Annotated in this window: 18 protein-coding genes; 8 read left to right on the top strand and 10 right to left on the bottom strand. The window is 61.6% G+C overall.

Going from position 1 to position 16,224, the window contains the following annotated elements:
* Positions 1 to 96: 96 nt before the first annotated feature.
* Positions 97 to 870: an L-iditol 2-dehydrogenase gene (locus A7K61_RS27125; protein ID WP_056783801.1), complete on the bottom strand. Its 774-nt coding sequence runs from the start codon at positions 868 to 870 to the stop codon at positions 97 to 99.
* 255 nt (positions 871 to 1,125) lie between these two features.
* Here A7K61_RS27125 and A7K61_RS27130 point away from each other — a divergent pair, with 255 nt between their 5' ends.
* Positions 1,126 to 2,034: an AraC family transcriptional regulator gene (locus tag A7K61_RS27130; protein ID WP_069558744.1), complete on the top strand. Its 909-nt coding sequence runs from the start codon at positions 1,126 to 1,128 to the stop codon at positions 2,032 to 2,034.
* On the opposite strand, the gene A7K61_RS27135 is transcribed toward A7K61_RS27130, so the two are convergent.
* Positions 2,019 to 2,828, bottom strand: coding sequence for an aminoglycoside phosphotransferase family protein (locus A7K61_RS27135; RefSeq protein ID WP_047711112.1), 810 nt, complete (start codon positions 2,826 to 2,828; stop codon positions 2,019 to 2,021). The genes A7K61_RS27130 and A7K61_RS27135 overlap by 16 nt on opposite strands.
* Positions 2,829 to 3,040: 212 nt before the next feature.
* Here A7K61_RS27135 and A7K61_RS27140 point away from each other — a divergent pair, with 212 nt between their 5' ends.
* Both A7K61_RS27140 and A7K61_RS27145 read left to right on the top strand, forming a co-directional pair.
* Positions 3,041 to 3,991, top strand: coding sequence for a nucleoside-specific channel-forming protein Tsx (locus A7K61_RS27140; protein WP_069558745.1), 951 nt, complete (start codon positions 3,041 to 3,043; stop codon positions 3,989 to 3,991).
* 14 nt (positions 3,992 to 4,005) lie between these two features.
* Complete coding sequence (locus A7K61_RS27145; protein ID WP_069558746.1) at positions 4,006 to 5,037, top strand: purine nucleoside permease; 1,032 nt, start codon at positions 4,006 to 4,008, stop codon at positions 5,035 to 5,037.
* A 112-nt stretch (positions 5,038 to 5,149) separates the two neighbouring features.
* Here the strand turns inward: A7K61_RS27145 and A7K61_RS27150 are convergent, their stop codons facing one another.
* The 6 genes from A7K61_RS27150 to A7K61_RS27165 form a co-directional block, all read right to left on the bottom strand.
* On the bottom strand, positions 5,150 to 6,109 hold the full coding sequence (locus A7K61_RS27150; RefSeq protein WP_069558747.1) for a zinc-binding alcohol dehydrogenase family protein: 960 nt from the start codon (positions 6,107 to 6,109) through the stop codon (positions 5,150 to 5,152).
* 28 nt (positions 6,110 to 6,137) lie between these two features.
* Positions 6,138 to 6,311 carry a DUF1427 family protein gene (locus tag A7K61_RS31835; protein ID WP_014718843.1) on the bottom strand — a complete coding sequence of 58 codons (174 nt, stop codon included), beginning with the start codon at positions 6,309 to 6,311 and terminating at the stop codon, positions 6,138 to 6,140.
* A gap of 69 nt (positions 6,312 to 6,380) precedes the next feature.
* Positions 6,381 to 7,157 carry a helix-turn-helix transcriptional regulator gene (locus A7K61_RS27155; protein WP_044274533.1) on the bottom strand — a complete coding sequence of 259 codons (777 nt, stop codon included), beginning with the start codon at positions 7,155 to 7,157 and terminating at the stop codon, positions 6,381 to 6,383.
* 115 nt (positions 7,158 to 7,272) lie between these two features.
* Complete coding sequence (locus tag A7K61_RS31840) at positions 7,273 to 7,443, bottom strand: putative metallothionein (protein ID WP_019816816.1); 171 nt, start codon at positions 7,441 to 7,443, stop codon at positions 7,273 to 7,275.
* Positions 7,444 to 7,531: 88 nt separating this feature from the next.
* On the bottom strand, positions 7,532 to 7,987 hold the full coding sequence (locus tag A7K61_RS27160) for a DMT family transporter (RefSeq protein WP_069558748.1): 456 nt from the start codon (positions 7,985 to 7,987) through the stop codon (positions 7,532 to 7,534).
* Positions 7,988 to 7,991: 4 nt separating this feature from the next.
* Entirely contained in the window at positions 7,992 to 8,480 is a 489-nt protein-coding gene (locus A7K61_RS27165) for a DMT family transporter (protein ID WP_069558749.1), read from the bottom strand.
* Between the two features lie 118 nt (positions 8,481 to 8,598).
* On the opposite strand from A7K61_RS27165, the gene A7K61_RS27170 reads away from it, so the two are divergent.
* The 3 genes from A7K61_RS27170 (at position 8,599) to A7K61_RS27180 (ending at position 10,405) form a co-directional block, all read left to right on the top strand.
* Positions 8,599 to 9,531, top strand: coding sequence for a LysR family transcriptional regulator (locus A7K61_RS27170; RefSeq protein ID WP_069558750.1), 933 nt, complete (start codon positions 8,599 to 8,601; stop codon positions 9,529 to 9,531).
* A 140-nt stretch (positions 9,532 to 9,671) separates the two neighbouring features.
* Entirely contained in the window at positions 9,672 to 10,031 is a 360-nt protein-coding gene (locus A7K61_RS27175; protein ID WP_223816927.1) for a type II toxin-antitoxin system Phd/YefM family antitoxin, read from the top strand.
* Positions 10,028 to 10,405 carry a type II toxin-antitoxin system VapC family toxin gene (locus A7K61_RS27180; RefSeq protein ID WP_044274539.1) on the top strand — a complete coding sequence of 126 codons (378 nt, stop codon included), beginning with the start codon at positions 10,028 to 10,030 and terminating at the stop codon, positions 10,403 to 10,405. The genes A7K61_RS27175 and A7K61_RS27180 overlap by 4 nt, the downstream gene beginning before the upstream one ends.
* Before the next feature lie 25 nt (positions 10,406 to 10,430).
* Here the strand turns inward: A7K61_RS27180 and A7K61_RS27185 are convergent, their stop codons facing one another.
* Both A7K61_RS27185 and A7K61_RS27190 read right to left on the bottom strand, forming a co-directional pair.
* Positions 10,431 to 11,750, bottom strand: coding sequence for an Nramp family divalent metal transporter (locus A7K61_RS27185; protein WP_069558751.1), 1,320 nt, complete (start codon positions 11,748 to 11,750; stop codon positions 10,431 to 10,433).
* A gap of 42 nt (positions 11,751 to 11,792) precedes the next feature.
* Positions 11,793 to 13,346 carry a DUF726 domain-containing protein gene (locus tag A7K61_RS27190; RefSeq protein ID WP_069558752.1) on the bottom strand — a complete coding sequence of 518 codons (1,554 nt, stop codon included), beginning with the start codon at positions 13,344 to 13,346 and terminating at the stop codon, positions 11,793 to 11,795.
* A gap of 286 nt (positions 13,347 to 13,632) precedes the next feature.
* On the opposite strand from A7K61_RS27190, the gene A7K61_RS27195 reads away from it, so the two are divergent.
* Both A7K61_RS27195 and A7K61_RS27200 read left to right on the top strand, forming a co-directional pair.
* On the top strand, positions 13,633 to 14,628 hold the full coding sequence (locus A7K61_RS27195) for a GlxA family transcriptional regulator (protein ID WP_044274543.1): 996 nt from the start codon (positions 13,633 to 13,635) through the stop codon (positions 14,626 to 14,628).
* Between the two features lie 111 nt (positions 14,629 to 14,739).
* Complete coding sequence (locus A7K61_RS27200; protein ID WP_069558753.1) at positions 14,740 to 15,939, top strand: NAD(P)/FAD-dependent oxidoreductase; 1,200 nt, start codon at positions 14,740 to 14,742, stop codon at positions 15,937 to 15,939.
* Positions 15,940 to 16,224: the final 285 nt, after the last annotated feature.

Below are 16,224 nucleotides of genomic sequence, written 5' to 3' on the forward strand. Positions count from 1 at the left end.
ACACAGGTTGATCGTGGGGTGCCAGGTAGATAGGTGGCGGCTCTCAGGCCGCTATCGCAGGCAAGCAAGCTCCCACAGTTGGGTCAGCGTCAAACACTAGTTCATCCAATTGCCGCCATCGACGTTATAGGTCTGGGCCACCACATAGTCGGCGTCCTTCGACGCCAGGAAGATCGCCATGCCGGTCAGGTCTTGCGCCGTGCCCATCCGCCCAAACGGCACCTCATCGCCTACACGCTTTTTCTTCTCGCCAGGCGCCAGCCCTTCATGCCTGGCGAACAACGCATCCACCCCATCCCAATGCTCGCCATCCACCACACCAGGAGCGATAGCGTTGACGTTGATACCCTGCTTGATCAGGTTCAACCCCGCCGATTGGGTCAGGCTGATCACCGCCGCCTTGGTCGCACAATAAACCGCCACCAAGGGTTCGCCCCGCCGCCCGGCCTGGCTGGCCATGTTGATGATCTTGCCGCCATGCCCCTGGCTGATCATCTGTCGAGCTGCAGCCTGCAGGGTGAACAGGGTGCCGGCGACGTTGATCGAGAACAGCCGTTCAAAGCTGTCGCGGGTGATGTCGACGATGGGGGCCAGGTCGAACAAGGCGGCGTTGTTGATCAGGATATCGAGCTTGCCGGCGTGGCTCACCACGGTGGCGATGGCTGCGTCGATGGAGGCTTGGTCAGTGACGTCCATCGCCACGGCGTAAGCCTGGGGGCCCAGCTCGGCGGCGGTGGCCTGGGCCCTTTGCAGGTTGATGTCGGCGATGGCCACGGTGGCGCCTTCTGCGATGTAAGCCTGGGCGAACGCACGGCCAATGCCCCGCGCCGATCCGGTGATCAGCGCGCTTTTGCCTTCGAGTCGTTTCATGGGAGGGTCCTGTAAAGGTTATTGCCGGTAGCCGGTGAGCGCCGCCCAGAACAGCTTGCCGACCTTTGTTGTTGAGCCTCGATTACAGCAGCTTGGCCTGCCGTCTCACAAACGACTGGCGAAGGCTCGGCTGATACTTTTTTAACCTGTGAGCCAGGATCAAAAAAGTATCAGTCGCAGGCGAAACCGGGGCTAGCGCACCGATTGCCAGTGCGGGTATTTTGGGGCGATTGCACCCTCACAAGAGGCAGCACCATGCCCATCAGCCCCGCCACCCTGTTCGAGCACCGCCCTGCGGAACTTGAGGTGATCCTGCCCGAACCAGAACATGGCTTTCGCTGGTTCGAACATGACTATCCCTATGAATTGGCGCGCTGGAACCATCATCCTGAATTCGAAATCCACCTGATCCGCCAAGGCAGCGGCAAGCTGGTGGCGGGCGACTATATCGGTGCGTTCGGCGCCGGGCATGTGGCACTGATCGGCCCTGACCTGCCCCACGACTGGATCGGCGACCTGGCCCCCGGCGAACACCTGCACGGGCGCGATGTGGTGCTGCAATTCGACGGCGCCACCCTCCTCGCCCTGCGCACCACCCTGCCTGAGCTCGGTGATTTACAGCCACTGTTTGAACGGGCGCGCCGGGGCATCGAATTCACCGGCGAGACCGCAACGGGCGCGGCACGGCTGATGGAGGCCATCGGCAGCGCCCAGGGCTTGCAACGCCTGACCCTGTTCCTGCAACTGCTCGACACCCTGAAGAATGCCCCGCCTTCACAGGCCAAGTCCCTGGCCAGCCCTTGCTACGCACCCACTTTGGACGCGCGCAGTGCCCAGCGCATCAACAAAGCGTTTGACTACCTGATGCGGGAGCTGACCGGCGATGTACGCCTGTCGGACATCGCCCGGCAACTGGACATGAGCGAACCGGGCTTTTCGCGGTTTTTCAAACGCAACACCGGTCACGGTTTTATCGACCTGATGCGCAAGTTCCGCGTGCAGCGTGCCTGCCGCTTGCTGTTGCACAGCCAGATGTCAGTGGCGGACATCTGCTTTGAGGTGGGCTACGCCAACCTGTCGAATTTCAACCGCCACTTTCGTATCGAAATGCACCAGACGCCGAGTGAGTACCGGCGGCAGGCCGCACTTCAAGTATTCAACTGAGCCAGTGCCCGTTGTGCCAGGCGAGCAACCTGCAACTCATTCATGGCACGCTCGCGCTCCTGGTCTTCCAGAAACCAGGCGGCGGACAACCCGGCATGAGCCACTACCCATTGCAACAATCGCGGACGCGAGAGGCTGGCCGCCTGGGCGATAACCCCAACCTGGCGGCTGAAACGCAGCGGGTCGCTACTGGTCGGCAAATCCGGGTTGCAGATCAAATTAGCGTAATCGTAACCGCGCTCGCCCATCACCCGCTTGGGATCAATCGCCAGCCAGCCCCGCGGGCCAAAATCGAGGATATTGTCGTGATGGCAATCACCGTGCAGTACCACCACCTCCTGTTGCGCAGCCAGCAATGTGCGGGCCATCGTCGCGCAGTCGCGTAAGGCGCCGCCCTCCTGGTCGGCGGCGTGCCACAAGGAGCTGAACCACTCATCCAGCCCAACCAACCCTTCAGGCGGCGACGCACGAGGCGCATGCAGCCGGGCCAGGGTGGCGCAGGCTATCTGGCTGGCTTCATCGTCCTGGCCATTGAGGGCCATGCGCATCAAGGAACCTGGCCCCGTGGCGCGCTCCATCAACACGGCGGTGTGGTCATGGGCGAATACGCGTGCCGCGCCGTCACCTGCCCACCAGCTCAACAGGCGGCCGCCGAGTTTTTCTTCAGGGGTATGGGCAATTTTCAGCATCGCCGGCACGCCTTGCCAGCGCACCGGCAAGAGGTGGCTGCCCGGTGTGACGATAGGCTCTCCATCGGCACTCAGGTGCCAGGCACGCAGGTAGTGTTCGAACATCGGGTTCCTCCACAGGGTTAGCGCGTCAGGATGACAGAAAACCCACTGTTTTCCTGACCAAAGCGTCGGCAAATTCGTCTTTTTTCTAAACAGTTCAAGCCATTGACCCAAGTTGGTACAGCCTGTGCAAACGTTTGCGGAACGTACTTGACCGCCAAGTTCACTCCTACCCGTCTGATCGGGCTTAAACCGCGTAAGAATAAGGACTTTCAATGCACCCCACCTCAAAGCCTCGCGCTTGTCTTGGCGCTTCTTTGCTACTGGCCGCCGTTACGGGAGTACTCAGTGCACCCATTTTGGCGCAGGAAAAGCCCGTGGATGACTCAGCACAGGGCGAAACCCTCAGCCCTGAAGCCAACCCGCCGACGAAAAAAGGCGTCTATTTGTCCGAGTGGTTCAACCAGGACCTCACGCTGATCGGCAGCAAAGACATCAGTTTCGGCCCCAAGCCTCAAGATGACATCTACTTGGAATACGAGTACTTCGGGCGCAAGGGTCCCTTTGAGTTGTACGGCTATATCGATGTGCCGAAGATCCTCACCATCGGTAACAGCAATGACAAAGGCGTGTGGGACCATGGCTCGCCGGTGTTCATGGAGCACGAACCGCGGATCTCCATCGACTACCTCGCAGGACGCAGCCTGGCGATCGGCCCGTTCAAGGAATGGTATGTGGCCTTCGACTGGATCTACGACCACGGCAGCCGCAAGGAAAACCGCGCCAACACCCTGTACAGCGGCCTGGGCACCGATATCGACACCCACTCGCGGGTCAACCTGTCGGCCAACTTCTACGGGCGCTACCAGTGGGAAAACTATGGCGCCAGCAATGAGTATTCCTGGGACGGCTACCGGGCGCAGATGAAGTACATCGTGCCCATCGGCAAGTTCGACAACGGCGCCTCGCTGACCTACATCGGTTTTACCAACTACGATTTCGGCTCGGACCTGCACAAGGACAACCCGGCGCGCACCGCCAATTCCCTGGTGGCCACCAACGTGTTGCTGTACTCGTTTACCCACCTGCGCTTTACCCTGGTCGGCCGTTACTTTCACAACGGCGGCAACTGGGAGGACGGCAGCGAGTTGAATTTCGGCGAAGGCAACTTCCGCGCACGCTCCGACGGCTGGGGTTACTACGCCGGCGTGGGCTACCAATTCTGATCAAGGAGCTGTAGATGAACGCATTGACCCGTATCTCGCTGGCCGCAGGCCTGGCCCTATTGCCCCACGTGGTTCTGGCGGATAACCCGGCGCCGATCAAACCCAAGGTGATGCTGATCACCATGTTCGCCCCCGAGGCGCAAACCTGGATCGACCGTCTGGCCCTCAAACAAGAAGTGCGCGTACCGGGCTTGTCCGCCGAATACCCGGTAATTCGCTGCAACGCCCAGGACGTGTGCCTGCTGGTGACCGGCATGGGCCAGACCAACGCGGCCGTGTCTACCCTGGCCCTAGCCTTGTCGCCCAAGTTCGACCTGCGCCAGAGTTACTTCCTGGTCGCCGGGATCGCCGGCATCAACCCCAAGCACGGCACCATCGGCACCGCTGCCTGGGCTCATTACCTGGTGGAGTTCGGCACGCAGTGGGAGCTGGATTCACGGGATGCCCCCAAGGACTGGCCGACGGGCTATATCGGGATCAACACCAAGGGCCCCAACGAAAAACCCCCGTTGGACTACAAGACCGAAGTGTTTGAGCTCAACCCCAAGCTGCAAGCCAAGGCGTTTGCCTTGTCGCACAAGGTGGAGCTGACAGAAAGCACAGAGTCCGCCGCTTGGCGCAAACACTACCCCGCCGCCCCGGCCAACCAACCGCCACAAGTCACCCGCTGCGATACCCTGGCGGGCAACACCTGGTTTTCCGGCACGCGGTTGAGCGAACGTGCCGAGGTCTGGACCCAGTTGCTCACCGACAACAAAGGCGAATACTGCACCACCCAGCAAGAGGACAACTCCACCTACGAAGCACTGCTGCGCGCCAGCCGCGAAGGTTTGGTGGATATCCAGCGCCTGGCCGTGGTGCGCGCCGGCTCCGACTTTGACCGGCCTTATCCGGGCTACAGCGAGGTAGACAACCTGCTCAAGTATGCGGACCAGGGTGGGTTTGTACCGGCGCTGGAAAACCTGTACCGCACGGGTAATCCGTTGGTCCAGGCGATTGTGCAGAACTGGTCGGCGTGGGAAAAAGGCGTTCCCGAAACCGAATAAAGATCAAAAAAATGAGGGAGCGGGCTTGCTCGCGAATGCAGAGTGTCAGTCGATATATAGGTGACTGATACACCGCATTCGCGAGCAAGCCCGCTGCCACATTTTGATCCCATCAAGGCAGGAAGATGATTTTGTCTGGGCTGCCATTGTTCACTTCTGCATAGCACTGAACACCGTCCACCAACGCCATTTCACGCAACCCCGTAGGCAGCGGCAACAGGCCTTCATCAAAGAAGCGCCCAAACGCCTCCAGCATCACCGCGCATTGTTCGCAGCTATAGAGCAACGAGTTAACCCCCACCACCGAACCACCCTTGCGGTACAGCGCCAGGGCCGGTAACTGCACGTGCCCGTCAACCGGGGCGGCGATGATCGCAATGCGGCCGAACGGTGCCAGCCCCGCCACCGCGGCAGACAGCCAGAAACCGGTGGTGTCAAAGATCACGTCGGCGCCGCCCTTGAACACGGCCTGCACTTGCGCGCCCAACGCCTCTGGCTTGCCCAAGGCAATCGCGTCCAACCCTTGGGCCTGTAATAACTCGAGCTGATCGACCTTGCGCACGGCCGCCAGCACCTGCGCGCCGCGTATCTTCGCCAGCGCCAGCGCCGCACTGCCGACCGCGCCGTTGGCGCCGATCACCAGCAAGCGCGTGCCCTTGCCAACGCCGCTGCGCTCCAGGGCATCCCAGGCGGTGGTATAGGGCACACCGAGGCTGGCCGCCTGGGCAAAGCTCAAGTGCGTAGGTTTGTACGCCACGCCCTTGGCTGACACGCGCAGGTATTGGGCATGGGAACCGTCAGCGAAAAAACCCAGGTCACGACCGGTGCCCCAAACCTCCTGGCCGAGCAACGCCTGCGGGCCTTCCACCACCACTCCTGCGAAGTCACGCCCAGGGATGCGTGGCAGCGTGGTGTAGGGGAAACGGCCAAGCACGTTTTTGACGTCGCTGGGGTTCAGGCCTGCCGCGTTGACCTTGACCAGCACTTCGCCTGCAGACGGCACCGGCACGGGCACCTCCACCAGGCTCAGGTGGGCGAGGTCGCCGGTGGCGGTAAATTGCAGTGCGTTCATCGAGGGCATCCGTCGAAGGGAAAAGGGATCAGGACAACCAACCACTGACCAACTGTCGCGCCATGGGCCAGAGCTTTTCGCCAAGCAGCATGCCCATCAGGCCGACCAGTGCGATAGCGGGCGGTGCCGGTGAACGGAAGTCCAGCGCGCCGTAGATCACGCCGACAAACAGGCCGATGGCCAAGGAAATCAAATAGCTCATGAAGGCTGCGCCCGGTGGATTGATGGGCTCAGTCTAGGGCGCGCCTACCGTGGGTATCGGCCAAGTGCTTCAGGATTTCGGCCAACTCCGGTACTGGGACGGCGACACGCCCAGTTCGCGTCGGAACATGTCGCTGAAGCTGCTGGGCGAGTAACCCAGGGTGCGCGCTATGCCGCTCACCGGCTGGCCTTGGATCAACTCCGCAGCCGCCGTGGCCAACTGCACCTGACGGCGCCACTGGGCAAACCCCATGCCCAGGTGCTGCTGGAACAGCCGCGCTAAAGTGCGCACGCTGGCGCCCGCTGCCTCGGCGTGCTGTTCGAACGGGATGTCCAGGGAAGGCGCAGCCATGACCGCCTGGCACGCATTGATCAGCCGACGATCCGCCGCCACCGGCATGGCAATGCGAATAGACGAGCGACGTGCGCGTTGCAACTCCAGCAGAGCCAGGCCTACGACAGCCTCGTAGTAGGCCGCATCGCCGTGATCGCCCTGCTCCACCAAGGTCACGATCAACTCCCGCAACAAGCGACCCACTTCGATGACCTGCACCTGGCTGTCCAGCGTCGCCGCCAATGCCGGGCGCAGGTAGATATTGCGCATTTGCAAATCGGAGACCACGCGGATCCCGTGCTCCACCCCCGGCGGCAACCACACCGCACGCTGGGGCGGCACCACCAGGGCTTCGCGTGGCGTCTCGACCCACATCACTCCGCTCATGGCGTAAAGCAACTGGCCCCAATCATGGCTGTGCGGCTCTACGTACAACCCACGCGGGTAGGTACGCGCCAACGGTTGCACGGGAACGGCGTGATCAGTGAGGTCGGGAGGCGCGGCCAGGGCCATGGCGGGTACACATCAATCAAGGATGGGCCGCCATGGTAAAGACTGACCGCGGGCAAGCGAACTGTTTTTACTCACCCTGCAGGCACCGGGTATCCGGGCCCGCAGGTCAATGCTGTCAACCGTGGGCCGACTTGGCACATTCGCAACCCGTTGCGGCGGCGCAGGGTTCACCGTGAGCATGGTGCTCGGCACAGCCCTGGCAGCAATAGCCCTTGCCGTCTTTCATGATTGCGTCAGCGCCCAATACACATTTGCAGTGAGGGCAAGCACAGGTTTGATCTGGCATGGTCAGACTCCTTTTTCATGGTCGTCCGATGCAGCGAGCGCCGCACCTTAAGCAGTGACCCTGGGCAAGCAAGCATGGTTCAGCGCCGTCAGTCGGCCCGTCGGCTATTGCTGCGGTACATGAACACCAACGCCAGGGCGAGCAACAGCATGGCGAGGATACGGCTGCCCGACAGGTCGATCGCCGGGTTGCCCAGCCAGCCAAAGTTGTCGATCAACATGCCCATGCCCAATTGCCCGACGATCACCGCCACCGTGGCGACGGCCGTGCCGACCACAGGTACCGCGCCGACCATCACCATCATGTACACCACGCCAAACAGGGCACCGGTCAATTGCCACTTGGGCACCTCCAGCAGGCTGACGGCCTGGGCAGGCTCGAAGAAAAATATCAACAGCGCCGTGGTCAGCGCGCCCACCGCGAAGGTCAACAAACTGCTGCGCAATACCCCCACAGTCTGACCCAGACGCCCGTTGATAGCGGCCTGCACACTCAACACCGCACCCGCTGCAATCACCAGCACCAACAACATAAACAGATTCATCGCCTTAACCTCGTGCAATCAGAATCAATGCCGCCACAATCAACGCCAACGCGATCCAGCGCTCACCATTGACCCGTTTGCGCGCCGTGCCGAACCAGCCGAAGTGGTCGATCAACACACTCTTGCCCACCTGGCCCGAGAGGATCGCGATCATGGTCATCGCGATGCCGATGTGCGGTGTGGCCAGGGTTAGCACCACCACGTACATCGGCCCAAGAAACCCGCCGATCAACTGCCAGCGCGGCAATTGCGTGAATGCCGGGCCCTTTTGCGGGCCGCTGAACAGCAGCAGTAAGAACAGAATCGCCGTGCCAACGCCAAAGATGCTCAACGTCGCCCACAAATGCCCGACCTGCGCGCCTAATGGCCCAAGCAAGCCGGCCTCCACCGACAGGCCCATGCCCGCCAGAATCACCAACGGCAACAGCAGCAGCCGTAAAAGGTTATTGCTCGGGCTGGCCTGCGCCAGCCCCTCGGTAGAACGTGCCTGCATACATCACCCGTGTATCAAGAAAGAAAAACATGGCGCGCATTATCCGGTGGCCGTGCTGTGCGATAAATGGGAGCATGCGGACAACACCTTTGCGAAAAACGCACAGCCTGGAGAGATGATGCAGGGCTTGAATGAACTGAGTTTCAAGGCGCTACGCCTGTTTGTGGCCGTGCTGGACCAGAGCAGCTTTTCTGAAGTGGCCCGCCGCGAAGGCCTGGCGCCCTCCTCCATTTCGCGGCAGATCCACCTGATGGAACAGGCCGTCGGCCAGCAATTGCTCTATCGCCATACGCGCGCCGTCAGCCCCACCGAAGCCGGCCGCCTGCTGGGCCGCCACGCGCGCGTGCTACTGGAGCAGTTGGAGACGGCGAACCAGGCCCTGCAAGAGCAAGACAGCGAACCCAGCGGCCTGGTGCGTATCAACGCGCCCATGGTGTTCGGCCAGCGCCACCTTTCACCCTGGCTGGGAGCGTTGTGCCGGCGCTACCCGAAGTTGCAGCTGGATATCCAGCAGACCGACACCTTCGTCGACCCGCTGCAAGATGGCACCGACCTGCTGTTTCGTATCGGCGTGCTCAATGATTCGGGCATGCAGGCGCGCATCTTCGCGCCGCAACGCTTTCGTATCGCGGCCAGCCCTGCCTACCTGGCCCAGCACGGCACGCCGCGCCACCCCCACGAACTGGCCCACCACCACTGCCTGGCCTACAAAGGCATCACCGGCCAGCAGCGCTGGTTCTTCCGCCACGGCCAAGGCGACTGGACAGCCTACAGCGTCAGCGGCCCCATCACCGGCAACCACGCCGACACCCTCACCCACGCCGCCGAACAAGGCTTGGGCCTGGTGGTGTTCCCGTCCTGGCTGATTGGCGAAAGCCTGCGCGCCGGCACCTTGCAGGCGGTGCTGAGTGAGTACGAGGTCGCGACAACCCTGGAGCCCCAACAGATCGCCGCGTTGTGGCCGGGCAGCAGGAGGCTGTCGTTGAAGGTGCGCACGGTGATCGACTATTTCGTGGAGTGTTTTGGGACGGTGCCGTATTGGGATCGGTGACGGATGTTGGCGCTGCTGAACGGCGCCAGTGAAGGAATATTCCTAGTAGGAAAAGTAGGCTCGTTCTGATTTTGGGGGCCAGTATTTCTGGGGACGGTGCGCTGGGGCAGACTTTAGCCAAGTTTATTTGGAGAGACGTCATGGTCACTACGTACCACACACCATCCCGCGCTGAACGAGCGGCCGCCGCCAGTGGTCGTGCCATCTTTGATAGCGGTCGTAGTTTTGGCTATATTTGGCCAAAACACGGAGAAGACCTCATGATTACCGTTGCCCTCGGTGAGGCAAAAAACAACCTGTCCAAACTGGTCGATGAAGCCGCCGCTGGCAAAATCATCACTATCGCCAAACATGGTCGCGCAATGGCGCAGCTCGTCCCGCTTGGTAAGTCCAAGGGCCGGCGAATTGGCGCAATGAAGGGCGAGTTGACCATTCCTGAAGACTTCGACGCCCCACTCCCCAGCGATCTTTTGGATGCCTTTGAGGGCAGTCATTCATGAGGCTACTGTTGGATACCCATATCCTGCTATGGGCACTCAACGATGACTCCAAACTGTCCGGTAAAGCCCGCAAGCTGATAGAAAACGCCGCGGAAATTTACGTCAGTGCGGCAACATTTTGGGAAATGGCAATCAAGGTTAGCTTGGGAAAGCTCGTTGTGGACCTGGATAAAATTCGCGAATACTGCCTGGAAAGTGGCTTCGTCGAATTACCCATCAACCTGGAGCATGCCATTGCCGTCAGGGATCTTGAACATCATCACAAGGATCCCTTCGATCGACTGATCATTGCAACAGCCATGACTGAGCCGATGAAGCTATTGACTGCTGACCCAGAAGTTGCCCAATACACATCCTTAGCCATCTTGGTGTAGGCACTGCCTCGCAATAAGCCTCAGGTCAAAACAACCACTGCCCAATCAACCAAGCATTCGCCCCACTGATCACCGCGAACAGAAACCACGCCAGCAGCCGCGTGGGCAGCCGATTGACGAACGGCCCCATCAGTTGCTTGTCGCCGGTCATGTGGATCAGCGGGTACAACGCAAAGGGCAACTGCAGGCTCAGTACCACCTGGCTGAGAATCAGCAGCTTGCCGATGGCATCGTCGCCCATCAGCCATACCCCCAGGAACGCCGGGATCAGCGCCAGCCCACGGGTGATCAGGCGGCGCTGCCAGCAGGGTATGCGCAGGTTCAGGTAACCCTCCATGATCACTTGCCCGGCAATGGTGCCGGTAAAGGTCGAACTCTGGCCCGAAGCCAGCAAGGCGATACCGAACAGGATGCTGGCGAAAGCACCGCCGACCAGGGGGTCGAGCAGGTGATAGGCGTCCTGGATTTCCACCACATCGGTATGGCCGGTCTTATAGAAGGCCGCAGCCGCCAGCACCAGGATCGCGGCGTTGACCAACAGCGCCAAGGCCAGGGAGCCGATGGTGTCGATACGCGCCAGCTTGACCGCGTCCTGCTTGCTCGCCAGGTCCTTGCCGATCAGGCGGGTCTGCACGATAGAGGTGTGCAAGTAGAGGTTATGGGGCATGACCGTCGCGCCGAGGATGCCGATGGCCAGGTACAACGGCGCCGCATCGCTGATGGCCGACAGTGACGGGGTGAACCCGCTGAGCACATCCGGCCAATAGGGTTTGATCAGCACCAGTTCGATGAAAAAGCACACGCCGATGGTGGCGACCAGCGCCAGCATGATCGCTTCCAGGCGGCGAAAACCACGATTTTGCAGGGCCAGGATCAACAGCGTGTCGAATGCCGTGATGACAATGCCGGTGGTCAGTGACACGCCGAGCAACAGGTGAAACGCCAGGGCGCAGCCGAGCACTTCGGCAAGGTCTGTGGCGATGATGGAGATTTCCGCCAACACCCACTGGGTACGAGCAGAGCGCTGGCTGTAGCGCTCACGGCACAGTTGCGCCAGGTCCTTGCCGGTGGCGATGCCCAGCCTTGAACACAGGCATTGCACCGCCATCCCCGCCAGGCTGGCCAGCAGCACCACAAACAGCAGGCTGTAGCCGTAGCGTGAACCGGCTTCAATGGCCGTTGCCCAGTTGCCGGGGTCCATGTAGCCGATGGAGATCAACAGGCCGGGGCCAGCGAACATCAACACCCGTTTAAAAAACGAGGCCTTGGGATCAACAGCGACAGAGCCGGCCACTTCCGGCGGGCAAAACGGAGCGGTAGCGATTTTTGGCAGGCTGAATTTCACGCGGTATTCCAGGCAAATACACAAGACTTGGGCAGCAGCTTATCAGTCAGACGCGACCGTGCGCATCACCGTGTCCCGTGGCAGGTCAAACGCTTCCACCACTTGCACCACCAAGTCCAGTTCCTGGTTAAGCGCCTCGCGCTCCATGCGTTGGCGGATCACGCCGACCACCAGTACCGCCAAGGTCGTGATCGAATACGCCGGGCCGGAAAACGCCCGAACACCGCTGACCAGCAACATCGCCGCAGCCAGCGCCTGGCCCACCACCGGGATCGCCGTCGCCGCACCGCGCCGCAGGATAAACCCGGTCAGCCCGGCCAACGCCGTGCCGCTCAAGGCTGCGGTAGCCGAACGGCCCACATCCAGGCGGTTGAACAACCCCTGCTCTTTTTGCGCAGCCGCCTGGAGCTCGGCCTCGAACGCCTGACGATCAGCGCGGCTGAGTTTGTCCTTGTACTGCTCGATCAGTGTTTCTGCGACCTGCCCTTCGATCTCTGCCAGCGCCACGTGTTCAAGGGGTTGGTCGAACTTGATGCCCAGGCGTTGCGCCACGTCTTCGGCAATCTGGCGATAGCCCACGCCATGGCCACGAGCCAGGTTCATAAAGCTGTCGCCGCCCATGCGCTGCAACTCAATGGCCAGTTTCAACGGTTCGCGCACACTGGCATCAATCGCGGCACTGCGCTTTTGCGCCATCAGTTCGGCAAGAAACTTCAGCTCCTCCGGCCGCGCTTGCACCAATGCCGGGTACAGGTCCCCGTCCGCTTCGGCAAACCGCACGTCACTGCTGCGCGAGTCCACACGGATCATGCCGCGCCGCTCCTGCAGCAAATCGGTGTACTGCACCACCGTCTTCAACTGCGGCCAATAGGCGGCATGATCGAAGCTGGCCAGGTGCACATTGGTCACCTTGGCCTTGAGCGCGGGCGTCACGTCAATCGCATAGCGGCCAATACAACGCTCGGTATCGGGCTTCATGGCCAGCGCCCAGTCCTTGCTCGAATGGCAGTTGATCAACCGCCCCTTCAGCGGCGCCGACACCTCGTCCCAAGGGCTCGAGGTACAGATCGCCCCGCCCATCAACAACAGGTTATTCAACGGCAGTTCGCGAGCGATCTCGGGGCTGGCCAGCAGGCTCTTGACCAGAATGCGCGCGCCCAGGGAATGGCCGATCAGGTTGATGCGCCGTACCGGCAGCGACTGGTCGTGCAGGTAGCCGGCCAGTTCGGGCAACAAGGTCTTGGCCACTTCATCCACCCGCGCCTCGACGCTCTTGTAATGATCAAGGAAATAGGCAATGGCCTTGCCCACGCCCACCGTCGCCGCGCCCAGGCCGCCACCGCCGAGCAATGAGGCGAGCACGTCCTTGAACGGTGCAAACAGGTTTTCCAGAAAATGCCCCGCCGGCCAGAACAGCATCAGGTTGGTCGAGCCTTCGATAGCCGCCAACTGTTGCTTGAAATTGCCCAGTTGCTGGCGGTTGAAGAACGCCGAGTAACCGTGAACATAGAGATTGAGCACATCCCCCTGGGGCTCGCCACACAGGACGAACGTGGGCTTGCGGGTGCGGTGCATTTCATCCCACTGGTGTTGCATAGAGCGGCGACTCCGGGTGACGGGATGGCGATAGTAACAAACAGAGGCGATCAGAACGGTGAATCCTGACCGACGTTTGCAGAAGGGCCTGGCCAAAACAGTATTCAACCAAGACCAAACGCTGCGCGACTGCTTAAACTGACTGGCGGGACATGGTAAAACAGGGCCCAGCCCCTTCACCGGAGACCGCCACCATGACAGGCAAACTTGAACAACCCGAGCAATTGAGGGTGGTCATGGGCGCAAACTTCTGCACCTTGAGCCAAATTGAGCAACTGACCAGCGCATGACCGCACTCTCCCCGCTTGGCCAACCCCGCACTCTGGTGTTCCTGACCTACCCGCACATGGGCCTGCTCGACCTGACCGGCGCGCAAACGGTGTTCTGGGCCGCGACCAAGGCCATGGCCGAGCGCGGTTTGCAAGGTTATGTGCTGCACAACGCCAGCCTGGCGGGCGGGCTGATGCCAACCGCCGAAGGCTTGAGCGTCGACACGGTGGCTTTGGCGCAGTTGGACCCAGCCGCCATCGACACTCTGGTGGTACCCGGCGCGCCCGCCATTGAGCAAGCCATGCTGGACAATACTGCGCTGGTGGACTGGTTGCGCAACGCCTCCGGTCAGGCGCGACGTACCGCCTCGGTGTGCAGCGGCACTTTTTTGCTGGCGCTGGCGGGCTTGCTGGAGGGGCGCCGCGCGGCAACGCATTGGGCCATGTGCGAGCTGCTCAAGCAACGCTTCCCGAGCATCGAGGTGGACGTGGACGCGATCTTCGTACAGCAAGGCCAGGTGTGGACCTCGGCAGGCGTCAGCGCCGGGATCGACCTGGCGCTCGCGCTGGTGGAGGCCGACTGCGGGCGCGAAGTGGCGCTACAAGTGGCACGCGAACTGGTGGTGTTCCTCAAGCGCCCCGGTGGCCAGGCGCAGTTCAGCCAGGTGCTGCAAGCGCAAACCGCCGACAGCGCCGGCTTTGATGCGCTGCATGCCTGGATCAGCGACAACCTGCGCGACAGTGACCTCAGCGTCGAACGCTTGGCCGCGCAGAGCCATATGAGCCCACGCAATTTTGCCCGGGTCTATAAGCAAAAAACCGGTCGCACCCCGGCCAAGGCCATTGAGCTGTTTCGCATGGAAGCGGCGCGCCGCATGCTTGAAGACTCCCAGCGCAGCATCGAGCAGATCGCCGGGCTGTGCGGGTTTGGCGACGAAGAACGCATGCGCTGCACCTTCCACCGCCACCTGGCCATCTCACCGCGCGACTACCGCGAGCGTTTTTCCCGCTAGGCCGACTGACCTGGCAGTCATCCTGGGTTATCTGTCCTTTCGGACAGACCCTGCTGCTTTTACAGTGATCCGGCAATGCCTTGCGGCTTACCTGGTCTCTGGAGCAACCCCATGAAACAACATATTCTGATCATCGGCGCCGGGTTTGGTGGCGTGTGGAGCGCCTTGAGCGCCGCTCGGCTGCTGGACAAGCACGAACGCAACGATGTGCGCATCAGCCTGCTCGCCCCCCAAGCGGAGCTGCGTATTCGCCCGCGGTTCTACGAGCCCGATGTGCATACCATGCTGGCCCCGCTTGATGCGCTGTTCGACGCTGTGGGCGTGACCTTTGTGCAAGGCGCCGCCGACAGCATCGACGCCCCTAATAAGCAAGTGACCTATCGCAACGCGGCCGGCATCCCGGCCACCCTCAGCTACGACCGGCTGGTAGTGGCTGCCGGCAGCCGCTTGAACCGCCCAGACATGGACGGCATCGCGCACGTGTTCGATGTGGATCAGATCGAAGACGCCGCGCGCCTTGAGGCCCATATCAAGGCCCTCAAAAATCTGCCCGACAGTCCGGCCCGCAATACCGTGGTGGTGGCCGGCGGCGGCTTTACCGGTATCGAGACCGCCACCGAAATGCCGGCGCGCCTGCGTGCGGCACTGGGTGAAACGGCCAACATCCGTGTGATCGTGGTAGACCGCGGGCCGCAGATTGCCGCGTCGATGGGCGATGGCATACGCCCTTCGATCATCGAAGCCAGCCAGGCACTGGGGCTTGAATGGGTACTGAACACCTCGGTCGCCTCGGTGGACGCCGGTGGCGTGACCCTGGCGGATGGGCAGCGGATTGAATCAAGCACCGTGATCTGGACCATCGGCTTTCGCGCCAACCCGCTGGCCGAACAGGTTGAGGGCACCCGCGATCCCCAGGGCCGCCTGCACGTGGACGCCACCCTCAAGGTCAAGGGCCAGGCTGCCATCTTCGCCGCTGGCGACGTGGCCTACGCCGCCACAGACGAGCTGGGCAACGTCGCTGCCATGTCCTGCCAGCACGCCATCGCCCTGGGCCGCTACGCCGGCAACAACGTCGCCGCCGATCTGATCGGCGTAGCCCCCACGGCCTACAGCCAACCCAAATACGTCACCTGCCTCGACCTCGGCGCCTGGGGCGCGGTGTACACCGAAGGCTGGGACCGTCAGCTCAAACTGGTGGGCCAGGAAGCCAAGGAGCTCAAACAGCAGATCAATAGCGTGTGGATCTACCCACCGGCGGCGGATAGAGCGGTGGCGCTGGCAGCGGCCGATCCGTTGATTCCGGTGGCGTAGAACAGTCAGTCAAGCGAACGCAATGCTCAAGGCAGTGAAGATCAAATGTGGGAGCTGGCTTGCCTGCGAAAGCGGTCGTGCAGTAACAGACGCAGTGACTGACACTCCGCTTTCGCGAGCAAGCCCGCACACAGTTTGATCGCGGCGTGTCAGGTGGGAATGTGTCGTTTATCGGGCCGCCATCGCAGCATAGGTATCTACACAACTTTGTGGGCTGTAGCAGCAGACGGTAACCACGATGCGCAGCGAGTCGCTCTTGATCTGCTTTTGATCTTAGGCGCCCCG

The sequence above is a fragment of the Pseudomonas sp. AP42 genome, from assembly GCF_001728935.1.
Classification (GTDB): domain Bacteria; phylum Pseudomonadota; class Gammaproteobacteria; order Pseudomonadales; family Pseudomonadaceae; genus Aquipseudomonas; species Aquipseudomonas lactis.